Annotated in this window: 16 protein-coding genes; 7 read left to right on the top strand and 9 right to left on the bottom strand. The window is 61.2% G+C overall.

The features are described from left to right. Positions 1-8 precede the first annotated feature (8 nt). From kdpA to FE851_RS18170, 5 genes are read left to right on the top strand one after another with little or no spacing between them, the layout of a single operon-like run. On the top strand, positions 9-1712 hold the full coding sequence (kdpA, locus tag FE851_RS18190; RefSeq protein ID WP_145205520.1) for a potassium-transporting ATPase subunit KdpA: 1704 nt from the start codon (positions 9-11) through the stop codon (positions 1710-1712). Between the two features lie 16 nt (positions 1713-1728). Next, entirely contained in the window at positions 1729-3765 is a 2037-nt protein-coding gene (gene kdpB, locus FE851_RS18185) for a potassium-transporting ATPase subunit KdpB (protein WP_145205517.1), read from the top strand. A gap of 11 nt (positions 3766-3776) precedes the next feature. After that, positions 3777-4364, top strand: a complete 588-nt coding sequence (kdpC, locus tag FE851_RS18180) for a potassium-transporting ATPase subunit KdpC (protein WP_145205514.1) — start codon at positions 3777-3779, stop codon at positions 4362-4364. Continuing rightward, positions 4364-7033 (top strand): sensor histidine kinase, encoded by a 2670-nt coding sequence (locus tag FE851_RS18175; protein WP_145205511.1) that lies wholly within the window; start codon positions 4364-4366, stop codon positions 7031-7033. Before kdpC ends, FE851_RS18175 begins: the two co-directional genes overlap by 1 nt. Then, the gene (locus tag FE851_RS18170; protein ID WP_145205508.1) at positions 7030-7758 is read left to right on the top strand and encodes a response regulator; all 729 of its coding nucleotides are present in this window, start codon (positions 7030-7032) and stop codon (positions 7756-7758) included. The genes FE851_RS18175 and FE851_RS18170 overlap by 4 nt, the downstream gene beginning before the upstream one ends. 220 nt (positions 7759-7978) lie before the next feature. Here the strand turns inward: FE851_RS18170 and FE851_RS18165 are convergent, their stop codons facing one another. Further along, complete coding sequence (locus FE851_RS18165; protein WP_145205505.1) at positions 7979-9877, bottom strand: potassium transporter Kup; 1899 nt, start codon at positions 9875-9877, stop codon at positions 7979-7981. Positions 9878-10558: 681 nt separating this feature from the next. On the opposite strand from FE851_RS18165, the gene FE851_RS18160 reads away from it, so the two are divergent. Beyond that, the gene (locus tag FE851_RS18160) at positions 10559-11377 is read left to right on the top strand and encodes a TorF family putative porin (RefSeq protein WP_145205502.1); all 819 of its coding nucleotides are present in this window, start codon (positions 10559-10561) and stop codon (positions 11375-11377) included. 338 nt (positions 11378-11715) lie between these two features. Further along, on the top strand, positions 11716-11889 hold the full coding sequence (locus tag FE851_RS26260) for a hypothetical protein (RefSeq protein WP_186378886.1): 174 nt from the start codon (positions 11716-11718) through the stop codon (positions 11887-11889). A 113-nt stretch (positions 11890-12002) separates the two neighbouring features. Here the strand turns inward: FE851_RS26260 and FE851_RS18155 are convergent, their stop codons facing one another. The 8 genes from FE851_RS18155 to istA all read right to left on the bottom strand — a co-directional run bounded on the left by FE851_RS18155 (position 12003) and on the right by istA (position 16852). After that, positions 12003-12146 carry an entericidin A/B family lipoprotein gene (locus FE851_RS18155; RefSeq protein WP_145205499.1) on the bottom strand — a complete coding sequence of 48 codons (144 nt, stop codon included), beginning with the start codon at positions 12144-12146 and terminating at the stop codon, positions 12003-12005. 29 nt (positions 12147-12175) lie between these two features. Further along, complete coding sequence (locus tag FE851_RS18150; protein WP_145205496.1) at positions 12176-12430, bottom strand: CsbD family protein; 255 nt, start codon at positions 12428-12430, stop codon at positions 12176-12178. Positions 12431-12468: 38 nt separating this feature from the next. Then, on the bottom strand, positions 12469-13329 hold the full coding sequence (locus FE851_RS18145) for a hypothetical protein (RefSeq protein WP_261371057.1): 861 nt from the start codon (positions 13327-13329) through the stop codon (positions 12469-12471). A 49-nt stretch (positions 13330-13378) separates the two neighbouring features. Then, positions 13379-13564 (bottom strand): CsbD family protein, encoded by a 186-nt coding sequence (locus FE851_RS18140; protein ID WP_107125991.1) that lies wholly within the window; start codon positions 13562-13564, stop codon positions 13379-13381. Positions 13565-13682: 118 nt separating this feature from the next. Beyond that, the gene (locus FE851_RS18135; RefSeq protein ID WP_261371056.1) at positions 13683-13928 is read right to left on the bottom strand and encodes a response regulator transcription factor; all 246 of its coding nucleotides are present in this window, start codon (positions 13926-13928) and stop codon (positions 13683-13685) included. After that, positions 13925-14536 (bottom strand): plasmid pRiA4b ORF-3 family protein, encoded by a 612-nt coding sequence (locus FE851_RS18130; RefSeq protein WP_145202334.1) that lies wholly within the window; start codon positions 14534-14536, stop codon positions 13925-13927. The genes FE851_RS18135 and FE851_RS18130 overlap by 4 nt, the downstream gene beginning before the upstream one ends. A gap of 74 nt (positions 14537-14610) precedes the next feature. Beyond that, the gene (gene istB / locus FE851_RS18125) at positions 14611-15393 is read right to left on the bottom strand and encodes an IS21-like element helper ATPase IstB (protein WP_145202331.1); all 783 of its coding nucleotides are present in this window, start codon (positions 15391-15393) and stop codon (positions 14611-14613) included. Continuing rightward, positions 15377-16852: an IS21 family transposase gene (gene istA, locus FE851_RS18120; protein ID WP_145205490.1), complete on the bottom strand. Its 1476-nt coding sequence runs from the start codon at positions 16850-16852 to the stop codon at positions 15377-15379. Before istA ends, istB begins: the two co-directional genes overlap by 17 nt. Between the last annotated feature and the right edge of the window lie 132 nt (positions 16853-16984).

Below are 16984 nucleotides of genomic sequence, written 5' to 3'. Positions count from 1 at the left end.
CGCACGTAATGACATTCCAGGGATGGATATTGATCCTGGCCTTTGTCGGCATCCTGCTGGCGTTGGCCAAGCCCATGGGCCTGTGGCTCTTTGCCCTCTATGAAGGGCGCCGCACACCGTTGCACACGGTCTTCGGGTCGATCGAACGCAGCATCTACAAGCTCGCCGGCATCAACCCGAACGAGGAGCAGGGCTGGCGCCGCTATGCGGTGCATATGCTGATTTTCAACGCGGCGCTGCTCTTCTTCACCTATGCGGTACTGCGCCTTCAGGGCGTGCTGCCGCTCAATGGGCTTGGCTATGCGGGTATCGGTGCGGACGGAGCGTTCAACACCGCCGTCAGCTTTACAACCAACACCAATTGGCAATGGTATTCGGGTGAGGCGGCAATGAGCAACCTCAGCCAGATGCTGGCGCTGACGATCCAGAACTTCCTGTCGGCCGCCACCGGCATTGCGCTGGCCTTCGCCCTGTTTCGCGGCTTTGCGCGTCGGGAAGCCAAGGGCATCGGCAATTTCTGGGCGGACGTGACCCGCGTGACGCTCTACCTGCTGCTACCGATCAGCATCGTTTATGCGATCTATCTGATCGCCAGTGGCGTGCCGCAGACCTTTGCCGCATCCGTCGACGTCACCACGCTGGAAGGCGTCAAGCAGACGCTGGCGCTGGGTCCGGTCGCCAGTCAGGAAGCGATCAAGATGCTAGGCACCAATGGTGGCGGATTCTTCAATGCGAACAGCGCGCACCCGTTCGAAAACCCGACCGCGCTCACCAATCTGGTACAGATGCTGTCGATCTTCTCGATCGGTGTCGGCCTGACCTACACGTTCGGCAAGGCTGTCGGCAATGTCCGCCAGGGTTGGGCGATCCTCGCTGCGATGATGACCATTTTTCTGGTCGGCGTCACCATCGTCTACTGGCAGGAAGCGGCTGGCAACCCGATCCTCCACAATCTCGGCATCGCCGGGGGCAATATGGAGGGCAAGGAAGTCCGCTTCGGCATCGCTGCTTCGGCGCTCTTTTCGGTTGTGACCACGGCGGCGTCGTGCGGCGCCGTCAATGCGATGCATGACAGCTTCACCGCACTGGGCGGCATGATCCCGCTGCTCAACATCCAGTTGGGCGAAGTCGTGATCGGTGGCGTGGGCGCTGGCATCTATGGCTTCTTGCTGTTCGCCATTCTGGCCGTGTTCGTCGCGGGCCTGATGGTGGGTCGGACGCCGGAATATGTCGGCAAGAAGATTGAGAGCCGGGAGGTGAAGCTGGCTGTGCTCGCCATTGCCGTGCTGCCTCTCATCATCCTGGGGGGCACCGCCATCGCTTCGGTGCTGGAGGTTGGCCTTGCCGGACCGCTTAACAAGGGGCCGCATGGCTTCAGCGAGATACTTTATGGCTTCACCAGCGCTGTGGGCAACAATGGCTCGGCCTTTGCCGGCCTGACGTCGGGCACGCCCTTCTACAACGGCATGCTGGGCGTCGCGATGTGGATAGGTCGCTTCTGTGTCATCGTGCCGATGCTGGCGATCGCAGGCGGCCTCGCTGCGAAGAAGTACGCGCCCGAAACGGCGGGCAGCTTTCCGACGACCGGACCGTTGTGGACTGGCCTTCTGGTCGGCATCGTCCTGATCGTAGGCGGCCTCACCTTCCTGCCCAGCCTCGCCCTTGGCCCCATCGCCGATCATGTCGCGATGATCAACGGCCAGACTTTCTAAGGATTGGAGCCCATAAATGGCACGCACTGCGTCCAAATCGCTCTTTACCGCTGACCTGATCGTGCCTGCGATCGGCGACGCATTTCGCAAACTCAACCCCAGGGAACTGATCCGCAACCCGGTGATGTTCACCACCGCCGTGGTGGCGGTGCTGCTGACCGTCCTGCTCGCAGTCGGGCAGGACGGGCTGGCCGCAGGCTTCAAGCTGCAACTGGTCATCTGGCTCTGGCTCACGGTGCTGTTCGGCACCTTTGCCGAGGCGCTGGCTGAAGGGCGCGGCAAGGCGCAGGCCGCCTCGCTGCGTGCGACAAAGGCGGAACTGATTGCCAAGCGCCTGAAGGGCGATGGCGACGCTCACGAAAGCGTCGCCGCCAGCGTCCTGAAGATGGGTGACGTGGTGCTGGTGCAGACCGGTGACCTTATCCCCGCCGATGGCGAAGTCGTATCCGGCGTCGCCTCCGTCAACGAAGCGGCCATCACCGGCGAATCCGCCCCGGTGATCCGCGAGGCGGGCGGCGACCGTTCCGCCGTGACGGCGGGCACGCGCGTCATTTCCGACGAGATCCGGGTGCGCGTCACTGTCAATCCGGGACAGGGTTTCCTCGACCGGATGATTGCGCTGGTGGAAGGCGCGGAGCGTCAGAAAACGCCCAACGAGATCGCGCTGACGCTGCTGCTGGTGGGCCTCACCATCATCTTCCTGATCGCGGTCGGTACCATTCCGGGCTTTGCCAGCTATGCTGGCGGATCGATCCCGGTGGCGATCCTGGCGGCGCTGCTGATCACGCTGATCCCGACCACGATTGCGGCACTGCTGTCGGCGATCGGCATTGCTGGCATGGACCGCCTGGTGCGCTTCAATGTGCTCGCCAAGTCGGGTCGTGCAGTGGAAGCAGCCGGCGACATCGACGTGCTGCTGCTCGACAAGACCGGCACGATTACGGTGGGCGACCGCCAAGCGACCGAATTCCGAGCCGTGGGCGGCACGTCGCAGGCGGGCCTTGCCGAGGCCGCGCTGCTCGCCAGCCTGGCCGATGAAACGCCTGAAGGCCGTTCGATCGTGGTCCTCGCGCGTGACAAGTTCGGCCAGACGGCCACTGCGCTGCCTGCGGGGGCGGAAGTCATTCCCTTCACCGCGCAAACCCGCGTATCCGGTGTCAATTTCAATGGCTCGACCATCCAGAAGGGGGCGGTGGACTCGATCCTGCGCGCCTATCCTGCCGCCGCAACGACAGCCGCCGCAACCGAACTACGCCGCGTCAGCGACGAGATTGCCCGCGCTGGTGGCACGCCGCTGGCCGTCGCAAAGGATGGAGAACTGCTGGGCTGCATTTTCCTCAAGGATATCGTCAAGGCCGGTATTCGCGAGCGTTTCGGTGAGTTGCGGCAGATGGGCATCCGCACGGTGATGATCACCGGTGACAACCCGTTGACTGCCGCCAGCATCGCGGCCGAGGCGGGCGTGGACGATTTTCTCGCCCAAGCAACCCCGGAGGACAAGCTGGCCCTGATCCGCAAGGAACAGGAAGGGGGGCGCTTGGTTGCCATGTGCGGCGACGGCACCAACGATGCGCCGGCGCTTGCACAGGCGGATGTGGGTGTCGCAATGAACACCGGCACGCAGGCCGCGCGCGAGGCGGGCAACATGGTCGATCTGGACAGCGATCCAACCAAGCTGATCGAAGTCGTGGGTCTGGGCAAGCAATTGCTGATGACGCGCGGCGCGCTGACCACCTTCTCGGTCGCCAACGATGTGGCGAAATATTTCGCGATCATCCCGGCCATGTTCGTGGTGCTCTATCCGGGGCTGGGGGTGCTCAATGTCATGGGCCTCGCCACACCCCAAAGCGCGATCCTGTCCGCGATCATCTTTAACGCGCTGATCATTCCCTTCCTGGTGCCGCTGGCCCTGAAGGGCGTCACTTACCGGCCGATCGGTGCCGGGCCGCTGCTGGCGCGTAACCTCGCCATTTATGGCCTTGGCGGCCTGATGGCCCCCTTCGCCGGCATCAAGCTCATCGACCTGGCCGTCAACGGCCTTGGCCTCGCCTGAGGAACAAGAACATGAACAAGGACATAATCACATCACTTCGGCCCGCGCTGGTCATGACGATCCTCTTCGCCATTCTACTCGGTCTGGCCTATCCGATGGCGCTGACCGGCGTCGGCCAGATGCTGTTCCCCGCTCAGGCCAATGGCAGCCTGATCGAGCAGGACGGCAAGGTCGTGGGTTCGGCGCTGATCGGGCAAGGCTTCGCGTCCGACCGCTATTTCAGCTCGCGCCCTTCCGCGGCTGGCGATGGCTACAACGGTCTCGCTTCCTCCGGCTCGAACCTTGGTCCGACAAGCGCGGCGCTGGTGGACCGGGTGAAGACGGATAGTGAAACGCTGGCCAAGGCCAATCCGGGCAAGCCGAGCCCCGTCGATCTGGTGACGGCATCCGGATCGGGCCTGGATCCCGACATCAGCCCAGAAGGCGCCTATTATCAGGTAGAGCGGATCGCGCGGGTTCGCGGAATCGAAACTGCCAAGGTTCGTGCGCTGGTTGAAGCCGGAATCCAACAGCCGCTGTTCGGCATCCTTGGCGAACCGCGGGTCAATGTGCTGGAAATCAATCGACGCCTGGACCAGATCGGCGCTACCAAGCGCTAATGAACGATCCTGATCGCCGAGATCCCGAAGCCTTCCTGCGCCAGGCGGCGCAGGAAGGTCGTGGCCGCCTCAAGATATTTCTTGGTGCGGCCCCCGGCGTGGGCAAGACTTATGAAATGCTGACCGACGGGATGCAGCGGCGCAAGGCCGGAATCGATGTCGTGGTTGGTGTCGTGGAGACCCACGGTCGCAAGGAGACCGAGGCGTTGCTCGTGGGTCATGAGATCATTCCCCGACGCTCTATCGACCATATGGGCCATCGGCTGGGCGAGATGGACATCGACGCCATATTGGAACGGCGGCCAGCGCTCGTTCTGGTCGATGAACTCGCCCACACCAACGCGACCGGCAGCCGCCACCCCAAACGCTATCAGGATGTCGAGGAACTGCTCGATGCCGGTATCGATGTCTACTCCACCGTCAATATTCAGCATGTGGAGAGCCTGAACGACGTCGTCGCCTCCTTCACCCGCGTTCGGGTACGAGAGACGGTGCCGGACTCGATTCTGGAGATGGCCGAGATCGAGGTGGTGGACATCCCGCCCGACGAACTGATCGAACGGTTGAAAGACGGCAAGGTCTATATCCCGCAGGAAGCGACGCGGGCGCTCGGCCATTTCTTTTCCAAGTCCAATCTGACGGCGCTGCGCGAGATGGCGCTGCGCCGTGCCGCGCAGGCGGTCGATGCGCAGATGCTCGACTATGTCCGCGCCCATGCACTCGCGGGCAGCTTCGCGGCGGGCGAGCGCATCCTTGTCGCGATCAGCGAAGTGCCGAGCGCGCAGGGGTTGGTGCGCGCTGCCAAGCGGCTGGCTGACGCGCTCAAGGCCCCCTGGGCGGCAGTGCATATTGAAACGCAGCGCAGCTTGGCCTTCACAGCGCAGGAACGCGAGCAACTGGCCGACACCATGGCGCTCGCTTCCCGGCTGGGCGCGACGACAGCGACTATTCCCGCGCCATCGGTAGTGGAGGGGCTGCGGCACTATCTCGGCGACGCACGCGCGACCCAGATCGTGATCGGCAAGTCGACGCGCTCCTGGTGGTTTGAATTGCGCCATGGCTCCGTGGTCGACAAGCTGGTGCGCGAGGTCGGCGATGTTGCCATCCACGTGCTGCCCGGCGACGATCCGGGCCGCGGCTCGCGCAGCCTGGCCCAGATGGTCGGGCAGGGTTGGGGCCAGCCGATCGACTATGTCTGGTCGACGCTGATGATCATGGGCATGACGGCGCTTGGTCGGCTCCTGATAGAGATCATCGATCTGGGCAATATCGCCTTGCTCTACCTGATCCCCGTCATGTTCGCTGCGGCCAGTTTCGGCCTGCGTGCAGGCCTGTTTTCCGGGCTGCTGTCCAGCCTCGCCTATAATTTCTTCTTCCTGCCGCCCACCGGCACGCTGACTGTCAACAATCCCGAAAATGTCATCAGCATTCTGGTGTTATTGGGTGTCGCTATCGTGACCAGCCAGTTCGCCGCACGCGTCCGGGCACAGGCGGATCTCGCCCAGTCGAGTGCGCGTCAAAATGCGGCGCTTGCCGGCTTCTCGCGCCAGTTGACGGTATCGGCCAGTCAGGAAGAGCTGATGCAGACCATCTGCGCCGAAGTATCGCGCTTGTTGTCCGTTCGCACTGTGCTGCTTCTGCCGTCGCGCGATGGTCCTGAACTGCGTGCGGCTTTCCCGCCCGAAGACCGGCTGGAACAGATTGAGAGGGCCGCCGCACAATGGGCGATGGACAATGAACAGCCCGCAGGGCGCGGTTCGTCCACGCTGACCGCATCCGACTGGCTTTTTCATCCGCTGCGCACGACCAGGGGCGTGCTGGGCGTGCTGGGCCTGGCGCGTGAGGATGCCGGCGCGCCGCTGCGGTCCGACCAGATACCTTTGCTCATGAGCCTGCTCGATCAGGCGTCCATCGCTTTCGATCGCATGGCACTTGAAGAGGAAATGCTGGACGCGCGGCAAATTCGCGAGCGCGACCGGCTACGCTCAGCGCTGCTGTCGTCGGTCAGCCACGACCTGCGCACGCCGCTCACCACCATCATCTCCGCCATGCATGAATTGAAGCGACAACATCCGTCCGAACTGGTCGACACGGTGGATGCTGAGGCCCAACGGCTCAATCGCTTCGTCGCCAATCTGCTCGACATGGCGCGGGTAGAGGCGGGCGCCCTGCCGCTCAAGGTGGAACCGACCGACCTTTTCGACGCTGTGGCCGGCGCGGTTCATGACACGCGCAAGTCCCTGATCGGGCATGAGGTGAAGGTGGACATCCTGCCCGACATTCCGCTGGTGCAGGTGGACCCAACGCTGCTGCACCACTGCCTCATCAACCTGCTCGACAATGCCGGGCGCTACGGCGATCCAGGTACCCCTGTCATCGTTCGCGGACGGCGCCTGCCCGATGCGATCACCCTGTCCGTGCTGGACGAAGGGCCGGGCATCCCATCGGGTGCGGAAAGCCGGGTGTTCGATACCTTTACACGGCTGGAAGGGTCGGATCGCGTCAAGCATGGCACCGGCCTTGGCCTCGCAATCGTCAAGGGTTTCGCCGAAGCGATGGGCCTGAGCGTGTCTGCGACCAATAATCCTGACCCGTTCGGTGCCTGCTTCACTATCATCATCCCGCACGCGCTGATCATCACCGAGCTTCCCCACGAGGATATCATATGAAAATCCGTCACAAGGTGCTGATCGTCGATGACGAGCCGCATATCCGCAAGCTGATCCAGGTCGCGCTGTCACGCGCCGACTATGCGACCGTCGAAGCGGAGAATGCGCGAGAGGCGCTGGAAATGCTTAAGAACGAACGCCCAGACATCAGCCTTCTGGATCTGGGTTTACCCGACCGGGACGGGCTGGAACTGGTGCCTTTGTTCAAGCAGCAGTCCGATACGACGCTCATCATCGTGTCCGCCCGCGACGCGACCGACCAGAAGGTGACGGCGCTGGACCTGGGGGCGGACGATTACCTCACCAAACCTTTCGATACGGAGGAATTGCTGGCCCGCGTGCGCGTGGCGTTGCGCAATCGCATGACCAAGGATGGCGGCATGGCGCTGGTGCGGGCCGGGGACGTGGAAATCGACCTGCTTGCCCGCACCGTGCTCAAGGCGGGCAAGGAAGTGCACCTGACGCCTAAGGAATATGCCGTGCTGGTGCAACTCGCCAAATTCCCCGGCCGCGTCATTACGCATGAGCAGATCATGGCGCATGTCTGGCCCAATGAGCGGGAGCATCATGTCGAATATCTGCGTGTGCTGGTCCGCACGTTGCGACAGAAGCTGGAAACCGATCCCCAGCGGCCACGGATCATCGGCAATGAATTGGGGATCGGCTATCGTCTGCGCTTCAATGTCGAAGGCGAAACCGACGAATTCGCGCCCAGCGACGCATGAACAGCCGCGCGGATCGCAATATCGATCATGGTCTGGCGAAAAGTCATGAGCCGGGCCTAGCGCAATCGGACATTTGATTTGGGGACGACGAAACAAGGCACGCAGGCACCATCTCCGCATGCCAGTCTTGGCTTGGCTTGGCTTGGGACAGGGCGCGGGTTGTACATGGTGTTCGCGATCAGCACGGCTGCGCGGCTTGTGACTTGGCCCGAATAACGGCTCAGATTTCGACCTGAGAGCCGAGTTCCACCACCCGGTTGGTCGGCAGCTTGAAAAACTCCATCGGCGTTTCGGCGTTGCGCATCATCCACGCGAACAGCTTCTCGCGCCAAGGTGCCATGCCGGGGCGCGCGGATGCGATCAGGGTCTGGCGGCTCAGAAAATAGCTGGTGCTGCTGATGTTGATCGGGCCGCCACAGCCTTCCACCGACTTCATCGCTGCCGGCACATCCACATCCTCCATGAAACCATGGCGCCAGACGATGCGATAGAAGCCTTCGCCCCAGTCTGTCACCTCGCTACGGCCCACGAGCGGCAGATGCGGGACACCCTCGGTCAATACCGTCAGGATGATGACGCGCTCATGCAATATCTTGTTATGCTTCACATTGTGCAGCAGCGCCGGCGGCACGCCTTCGACCCGCGACGACAGGAAGATGGCGGTTCCAGGCACGCGCTTGAGCGAATGGGATATGGACTGGATGAACAAAGGCACCTCCATGGCGCCCTCTTTCATATAATGATACATGATGGCGCGGCCCTTTGACCAGGTGGTGAGCGCCACGAAGACGATGGCTGCTACCAGCAGGGGGAACCAGCCACCATCGGGAATCTTGGTCGCATTCGACGCAAAATAGGCGCCGTCGATCAGCAGAAAAATTCCGGTCGTAGCGCCCGCAAGCAGCGGGTTCCAGCGCCAGACATTGAAGGTCAGCACCCCCATCATACAGGACGTAATGACCATCGTGCCGGTAACGGCAATGCCGTAGGCCGCGGCGAGATTGCTCGACGACTGGAAGCCGATCACGAGCAGCAGCACGAGAGCCAACAATGCCCAGTTGACCAGCGGCACGTAGATCTGGCCCGCCGCCGATGCACTGGTATGCGCGATGCGGATGCGCGGCAGGAAACCCAGTTGGACGGCCTGCTGGGTGACCGAGAAGGCGCCGGAGATCACTGCTTGGCTGGCGATCACGGTCGCCATGGTTGCGAGGATCACCAGAGGCAGACGCGCCCATTCCGGCGCCAGCAGGAAGAAGGGATTGGCCGCCGCTGCGGGATCGTCGAGCAGCAGCGCGCCTTGACCCATATAATTGAGCAGCAGGCATGGGAAAGCGGCGTACAGCCAGGAGATGCTGATCGCCTTTCGCCCGAAATGCCCCATGTCGGCATAGAGCGCTTCCGCCCCGGTCACCGCCAGCACCACCGATCCCAGCGCCAGAAAGGCAAGCTTTGGATCAATCAGGAAAAAATGTACGGCCCAATAGGGGTTGATGATGCCGATGATCGAGGGATGGCTGCTGAGATTGATCACCCCCAGAATGGCCAGAACCAGAAAGTAAAGGGCCATGATCGGACCGAATAGCAAGCCGACCTTGGTCGTCCCATGCTTCTGGATCAGGAACAGGGCGATAAGGATGATCGTCGCGATCGGCAGAACATAGGCTTCGAAGCCGCTGTTCACGACCGTCAGTCCCTCCACCGCCGACAGCACCGACATGGCTGGAGTGATGATAGCATCACCATAGAAAAGAGCGGTCGCCAGAACGCCGAGGATCGCCACGGCCGGCGTCCATTTCGTTTCGCCCAGCTTGCGCAAAATCAGCGCCAGCAGCGCCATGCTGCCGCCTTCGCCCTTATTGTCGGCACGCATCACGATGAACACATATTTGACCGTGACGAGCAGCGTCATCGTCCAGAATATGAGCGAGAGCACGCCAAATATATGGTCTGCATCCACTGCCAGCCGATGATGGCCTACAAAGCTCTCCTTGAGCGCATATATTGGCGAAGTCCCGATATCGCCAAAGACCACGCCCAGCGCGCCCAGCGCCAGGACAGGGAGCTTGCCATGCGATCCTGCCTCATGACCGGGCGTTTCGCTCGGCTGGTCCGTCATCAATATTCCGCTCGCCCCGTTGAAGGCCCGCTATCGCACGAAGCCGCATTATGGTTCCATATGGGTTTTTCACTATTCCCATATGAATTGCATATGATCGCGTCGCGCAAGCCTCAAAACCCGTCAATTCCTACGCAATCTCAATGCAAAATGCCGCTTCCTCCTCTCGAGTTCCTATGCGCCGATGCGTATTTGGAGTGCCTCTTGCAAAGAGGTGTTCGTCATGGTCGCATGGCATGAAAAATTGGGTGCGCGGATCGGCCTCAGGGTCGCTGGCATAGGACTTCTGGCGTTTGCCTGGATGGCATGCGTCTGGTTACAGAATATGGTCAGGGCCAGTGCTTCTGCGGAAGATTCCCCTCTCCAATGCCTGCTTGCCGCCGCTGTATTCGCCAGTGCAAGTGCCGGCTTGCTTTTGACGTTCGTCGGTGCAGGGCTGTTGGAGCCCGTTATGGTCTCGGATCGCTGGGCAACCCGCGTGCCATGACGAGATCGGCCTGATCTGCTCGTCACCGGAAATCCGGCCAACCTTGCAGGGCGTCGTCTGCATCTGCTGCGGAAAATAATGAAAATACAATGTGATCGGCCTTCAGTTCCTCTCGATATCAAATGTCGATCTGGCCTAGTTGACCCTCCTCGCCGAGCCGCGCCGAGCGGCCCGGAATTTTCCAAGAGGGCATCATGAAATTCATTTTTGTCGCGCCGATGGTCATGTTCGGCTTCGTTCCCCCTGCCGCATTCGCGCAGGACGACGGCGGGTCTTCGGTGACGATATCGGGTTCGGCGACCCTGGCGTCCGACTATCGCTTCCATGGGGTCTCGCAAACCGACAAGGGCATGGCGGTCCAGGGCGGCCTGACTGTGACGCATGACAGCGGGCTTTATGTCGGGACATGGGCCTCGAACCTGTCTGGCTGGGGCACCTTTGGCGGCGCCAATATGGAGCTGGATCTCATTGCGGGATACCGGGTGCCGTTGGCCGACAACGCCACGCTGGATGCCGGCCTTACCTGGTACATGTATCCCAGTGGCGCGGACGATACCGATTTCGCCGAACCTTATATCAAGCTTAGCGGGACCACCGGGCCGCTGACGTTGACGGCTGGCGCGGCCTTCGCGCCCAAGCAATATGCGTTGGCCAATGTCTCCAATCATCCTGACAGCCGCGGCCAGAAGCAGGACAATCTCTATCTTTGGGGTGATGGCGCAGCGGGAATCGCCGGTACGCCGTTCACGGCCAAGGCCCATATCGGCTATTCGAATGGCAATCCCGGTCTCGGGCCGAACGGCACGAGTGTGGCGCCCACGGGCGAATATTGGGACTGGTCGTTTGGTGTGGATACGACCTGGCGCAATTTGACGTTCAATATCTCCTATATGGATACCGACATCTCCTCGAACGAAGCAGCCAGGCTGCAACCCAATTTCAGCAAGGGACAGGACGGTCGGGGGTCTATATCGGACGGCGCCGTGGTAGCATCCCTGACCGCGGCATTTTAACTCGAACCCTGGCTCGGTCATACGGGTCCGAGCCAAGGTTCAAGCATAGGCAAGACCTGATGGCAAAAGGTAGGCCGCAGACCTGAGATTGAAGAACAGGATGAGATCCCAGTCTGGCCATCACTTGAAATGTCAGCCGGCTGACCGGCGAGAGATGCATAATCGGGTTTTGTCATATTCTGCAGAATATCGCCCGGTTAAACAACACATCGGTACAACCGATCGCCATGCCTGACGCGGCGCGGGACTCAAGACTTTCGCCGGTTCGATTATGACGCATGTGGAATCGTTGGCACTTCCAGGAACGTCAGCTGTTGGCGGGCTGAGGAGAGTGCATCATGTCCGACAGGATCGTGTCGATAGGGTTCCTGACCGAGCGGGACCTAAAGAGGCTGGGCGACGGCTTTCAACGCCATTTCCCGATCTCGCGCGACGACATATTTGCCGATCTGATTATGAAGTTGGATCAGCTGCCGCCCGTTGGGATGACGAAGCCCAGGGAAAGGCGATAGGGGGGGCGGACCAAACCAATCGCCTTGCCTGGAAAGGCAAAGGCTAAGGCCGCGCAAGCGAGAAAAACGGCGCGATTGGCCCGCGCCGTTTTCTCCATTTTGCGGATCAGGACTTATCTGGACTTCCCCGATTGTCCGGACGCCTCGGTCACGGCGCTACCGGCGGATTGCAGATCCTTGCCTGCGCCTTCCACCGTGTTGCAGGCGGTGAGGCCAAGAGCGGCAAGTGCCGCCATTGCGAGGGTGATCTTCTTCATGGTCTTGTCCTTTCTTCCCATCAGATGTTTCAGCCTTTGCCCCTGAGGGCAGGGATGAGGGCGAGCATTGCTGACCCGATTGCGAGCAGGCTGACGACGGGGTGTGCCCGATAAAAGGCACGAGCCTCGTCGATCACTGTCCCCAGCAACGCTTCCGCCTGCCCTTCAAGCTGGCGAGTCTGCCCGCGTAGCTGGGTTGCCTTGTCCCCGGTCAGAGTGCCGAAGCCCTCTTCCAGTGCGCCGGCCTTGTCCTTGATGGTGCCCATTATGTCGTGCTTGTTCATGATTATACTCCAGTCAGATTTAAGGATGGTTGGATCGGTTAGAGGTTACGCCGGGTCGCGACGACACCCCCCGCTGCGGCCGTGCCCGCACCAAGCAGCATGATGAGAAACACTGCGAAAGCGGTACCTGCAGCATAGTCTGCACCCTTCGTTCCTGCGTCGATCGCGGTGTCTACGGCACTCCTCTTGGCGGAGAGAAAGTCCTGCCGGGCTTTTTCCACCTTGGCGCGGGCATCACTTTCACTGATCTTTTGCTGGACCGCGATAATCGCCGCGATCCGATTTTCCGCTTCCTGGCCTTCCGCGCCGCCGCGCGCCATGCCGGGGAGTTCGGCGACGATCGCCTTGCGGCTCTGCTCCGGCGTCATCTGCGCGGGGTTATCGGGGGCGTCGTCCAGCAATGCGCTGACCTGCGCATCGATATCGGCCTTGTCGATGCCTGCGGCCTTGGCCACGGTGGGCGTAATGACGCTCGCGCCGGTCGTTGCTGCGGTGGCGAGGCTACCCACAGTACGGAATGCGCCACCCACCAGGCCGCCGATCGCGGAGCTGAGCAGGTAGAAGGTCAGCAGCAGGGTTAGACCCCAAATGGCGATGCCGTGCAGGACGCCGTCAATCGGACGCCGTGTATGAGAGATTGTGGCGGCGACTAAGGCGCCTGCGCCCAGCGCTATCATCGTGCTCAGCGTCCACCAGATGATGGCGCCGATACCCAGGCTGCCGGCGCTGGGTCCATCATTGCCAGCTGGATCCAGGCTCGAAAAACCGATGCCTGCACCCAGCAAGCCCAGCATCAATTCGATCGAGAGTGCGACAACGGTGCCGACGAGCAGCGCCGACCAACTCATGCGCGGGGTGACGCGGACGTCGAAATGCGGATCGTTCATGGTCGTTGCCATGGAAGCCTCCTGTTCTTTGATCATTAGGGGAGGGGGATAGAAGCGGCGCTTACTTGTTCTTCAGCGTTTTGATGGCGGCCTCGATCGTTTCGGCCGCGCTCGCCTGCGCCTTGCCGCTCATCTTTTCCGCAGCACCTTCCGCCTGCGTTTTACGGTCGCCAGTGATCTTGCCGATCGCTTCCTTGATCGATCCCTTCACTTGGCGCACATCGCCCTTGATCCGGTTCTCGTTCATATGATCCTCCATCGTCATGGCGCGCCAAAGCGGCGCCGATGATGGAGAAATAGGGTAGGCAGCCTAAGCGTGGCAGATATGGAAATACCAAATCGTATAGTAGTTCTGCACCAATAAGTCAGTTTATCGGCAGCTTCAGCGGATAGCCGCGCTCCCGCGCCCACAACACGGCCTGGGCACGTCGGTTGACCCCAATCTTGGCATAGACGCGTGCCACATGGTTGCGGAGCGTGTTGCGCGAAACACCCATCTCCCTGGCAATGACCGTGTCATCACCGCCTTCGCACAAGCGGCTGAGCACTTCCTTCTGTGCAACGACAAATTCGGTAGCCGGGTGACGACAAACGAGATGGCCGGATTTCATGGTTCGAAACGAAAGCGATAGCTGCCTTTTGAATGCCTGATGGCTTTGGCGATGGCCTTATTGTTGACGTCGAGGTTGAAGCGTTCGGGGTTGAAGGTCCTTCCAGCCCATCGACGCATATCTTTATGGTCTTGGTGGCGGGTGTCGTGCCAAGCTTCGAGAAAATCGAAGTAGCCAGAGGGGCCTCCGACGTCCTCGGGCGGCGCGCGGCGCGATCCGGCGACACAGCGCGGATATTTGACGCCTGGTTCTTTTGCTTTGCGGGTGAGTTCGATGACATGCATCCAGCTGTCGCCGAAATCATATTCGTAGAAGATGATGAGCGGCGCTGGACCATAGGTTGCAAAGTCACACAGGCGGACGTCGCTTGCTTCGAAGGTGCGACGATCAGACCAGTCTCCTTCGTCGAACTCGGGAGCACCATAAGTCAGGCCGCCGATATCGAACTGATGAAGGTGGCTGTCGGTCCATTCGAACGAGGCCTGTATCACCTCATGGAGCTGAGCCAGGTTGAGGTTGCCGGGAAGCTCGAACCGGCGGCTGATGACAGGCTGGATATCGACAATATGGATATCGGCCTGGATGATGATGTCGTCGGGTGCGAACATGGCAATAGCATGACGCGATGCTGGCGCGACGACAACTGTCGACGACAATTACCCTGCGACACAGTCCGCGACACTTACGGTGTGAGCTGGGCATTTTTGGCGGCCGTCCGGCGGCGATAGCTCTCGGCGTTGAACTCGAGGATGGTGGCATGATGGACGAGGCGGTCGACGGCAGCGATCGTCATGGCGGCGTTTGGAAAAATCTGCCCCCATTCTGAGAAAGGCTGGTTGCAGGTGACGATGAGCGATCGGCGTTCATAGCGTTCGGCGATGAGCTCGAACAGGACACTGGTCTCGGCCTGATCCTTGCTGGCATAGCCAAGATCATCGAGGATCAAGCAGTCGAACCGATCGAACTTGGCGATCATGGCCGGCAGCGACAGGTCGCGCCGCGCAGCCTGGAGCTTCTGGACCATGTCGGTGGTACGAATGAACAGAACCCGGCGGCCACCCTCGACGAGCGCATGCCCGATTGCGGCTGCCGCGTGGCTCTTGCCGGTGCCCGAGGGACCAAAACACAGGATATTGGCGCCTTGGTCGAGCCAGGCGTCGCCATCGGCGAGCGCCATGACATGGGCTTTGCGAATGGTAGGGACAGCGGCAAAATCAAAGGTCGAGAAAGTCTTGCCTCGTGGCAAGCCCGCCTCTGCCAGGTGTCGGGCGATACGACGGGCATCACGATCGGCGATCTCATGTTCGCATAATGCTGCCAGATACCGGGCAGCGCCCCAGTCTTCGCGGTCTGCGCGTGCGGCAAAGCCCTGCCAGTGCTGACCAAAGCTTGGCAGCCGTAGGCTCGACAACATCACTGGAAGGCGGGCGGCGTCGATCATAATGTCATTAGAAGGCTTGGACATCGGGGGTCTCCTGATGCTGGAAGAGAGAATCATAGATGGTCAGGTCAGTCTGCTTGATGCTGACATCAGGCGATGCGCTTGGCGGTGGCGCCACAGCGGCTCGCGCGACCTCGACATCGGGCAAGTCACCTGCCGCCAGTACGGCCTCGAGATGATCGGCAAGCAGCGCTTCGCAGGCATGCGTCGCTGCCAGATGCAACAGGCCGACATAGACGCGACAGGCGCGCCGAGGCTCCAGCGTTGCATCAAGGATATCCCAGGTGCGGCGAAAGACCTCGCGCGGGAACATGCCATCGCGCAGCACCGAGCGGCGAAATGCCTGCGGCTTTTTGACGAGTGACCCAATGATGTGGCGATAATCGACCACATGGGTTGGCCCCTGCGCGTTACGCCGGCGTCGCGGCAGTGTCAGCACTTGTGTGTTGCCCAGATAGCAAACGAGCCGACCGTCATAGATATGAACCCGCAGCCGGGAGCCAATCAAGCGAGAGGGCACCGTATAGAGGACATCGCGTACAGCGATCGTCGACGTTCGCGTCACGGTCACGGTTGCCAGGCTGAAGTCTGTCGTCTTGAAGCTGGGCAGCGGCTTCATCTGCGCCAACTCGAGCGCAACCTCTCCACGACGGCGCGCATTGCGCCGAGCCACATGCTCGCTGATGAAGGCCTGATAGGCAGCGACATCGGCAAAATCACGCGATCCGCGCAAGGCCAGCCCTTCGCGCAGTGACCGCTTGAGATGGCCATGCGCGGCCTCGACCGAACCGTTCTCATGGCTGACGCCGGCATTGTTGCGGGTCGGCTCGATGCCGTAATGGTCACAAAATGCCTGGTACCCGGCTGCAGCGTCATCGTGCGGGGAAAGGTTGCGGTACGCTGCCGACAAGCGATCGGTGCGGTTGGTCGCTGGCGTGCCGCCCAACTGCCAACGCGCCTCCTGCATCCCTTCGGTAAGCGCGGTAAAGCTCTCGCCGCCTTCGAGCACCTTGACATACTGCCAGCCTGAAAAGGCCAGCCAGAAATGGAAAAGCAGATGATCAAACGGCAAGCCGTCGATAGTTACGTCGAAATCTGCCGGCTCGGTAAAATCACATAGCGACTGATAACCAGGCGGATGCTCCTGCCGGAAGATGACTTCGCGTTCAGGACCTTCGCTCGCGCGCCAGGTCGCAATCCGTCGCTGCAAGGTGCGTAGATGACGCTCATGCAGCCGACCAGGATGTTCACGATCCAGCTCCTCCATCACGCTCGTTGCACGAAGCATTGGCACCTGGCGCAGCATCGGCACGACAATCTCGTCCCACACATCCGCAAGCGGGTCTAGCCGCGTCCGTCCACGCGCTTTGCGACACTGGCTTGGTAATGATGCTGCCGCGCTGATCCGGCGCGCGCTGCGTTCACTAATCCCTGCCCGGCTCGCCGCCAGGACCTGCGTGTCACCCTGCTGTTTACGTTCCATATACCGCCTGTACTGGCGGTCCGTGATCCACTCACCTGGCATCAGCTTTGCCCCCTGCGATCGCAGGGGGCAAAGCTGACACAAATGTATCACGATCCGGCCATCTCGTTTGTCGTCAGGCGGCCAACATAA

This window comes from Sphingobium sp. B2, assembly GCF_007693735.1.
GTDB classification, from domain to species: domain Bacteria; phylum Pseudomonadota; class Alphaproteobacteria; order Sphingomonadales; family Sphingomonadaceae; genus Sphingobium; species Sphingobium xenophagum.
The sequence above is the reverse complement of the archived record's forward strand: the minus strand, read 5'-3'. Positions and strand labels throughout refer to the sequence as shown.

Coding starts and splice junctions, on each gene's coding strand:
- kdpA (WP_145205520.1), top strand. CDS start 9: ATGACATTCCAGGGATGGATATTGATCCTGGCCTTTGTCGGCATCCTG.
- kdpB (WP_145205517.1), top strand. CDS start 1,729: ATGGCACGCACTGCGTCCAAATCGCTCTTTACCGCTGACCTGATCGTG.
- kdpC (WP_145205514.1), top strand. CDS start 3,777: ATGAACAAGGACATAATCACATCACTTCGGCCCGCGCTGGTCATGACG.
- FE851_RS18175 (WP_145205511.1), top strand. CDS start 4,364: ATGAACGATCCTGATCGCCGAGATCCCGAAGCCTTCCTGCGCCAGGCG.
- FE851_RS18170 (WP_145205508.1), top strand. CDS start 7,030: ATGAAAATCCGTCACAAGGTGCTGATCGTCGATGACGAGCCGCATATC.
- FE851_RS18165 (WP_145205505.1), bottom strand. CDS start 9,877: ATGACGGACCAGCCGAGCGAAACGCCCGGTCATGAGGCAGGATCGCAT.
- FE851_RS18160 (WP_145205502.1), top strand. CDS start 10,559: ATGAAATTCATTTTTGTCGCGCCGATGGTCATGTTCGGCTTCGTTCCC.
- FE851_RS26260 (WP_186378886.1), top strand. CDS start 11,716: ATGTCCGACAGGATCGTGTCGATAGGGTTCCTGACCGAGCGGGACCTA.
- FE851_RS18155 (WP_145205499.1), bottom strand. CDS start 12,146: ATGAAGAAGATCACCCTCGCAATGGCGGCACTTGCCGCTCTTGGCCTC.
- FE851_RS18150 (WP_145205496.1), bottom strand. CDS start 12,430: ATGAACAAGCACGACATAATGGGCACCATCAAGGACAAGGCCGGCGCA.
- FE851_RS18145 (WP_261371057.1), bottom strand. CDS start 13,329: ATGGCAACGACCATGAACGATCCGCATTTCGACGTCCGCGTCACCCCG.
- FE851_RS18140 (WP_107125991.1), bottom strand. CDS start 13,564: ATGAACGAGAACCGGATCAAGGGCGATGTGCGCCAAGTGAAGGGATCG.
- FE851_RS18135 (WP_261371056.1), bottom strand. CDS start 13,928: ATGAAATCCGGCCATCTCGTTTGTCGTCACCCGGCTACCGAATTTGTC.
- FE851_RS18130 (WP_145202334.1), bottom strand. CDS start 14,536: ATGTTCGCACCCGACGACATCATCATCCAGGCCGATATCCATATTGTC.
- istB (WP_145202331.1), bottom strand. CDS start 15,393: ATGTCCAAGCCTTCTAATGACATTATGATCGACGCCGCCCGCCTTCCA.
- istA (WP_145205490.1), bottom strand. CDS start 16,852: ATGGAACGTAAACAGCAGGGTGACACGCAGGTCCTGGCGGCGAGCCGG.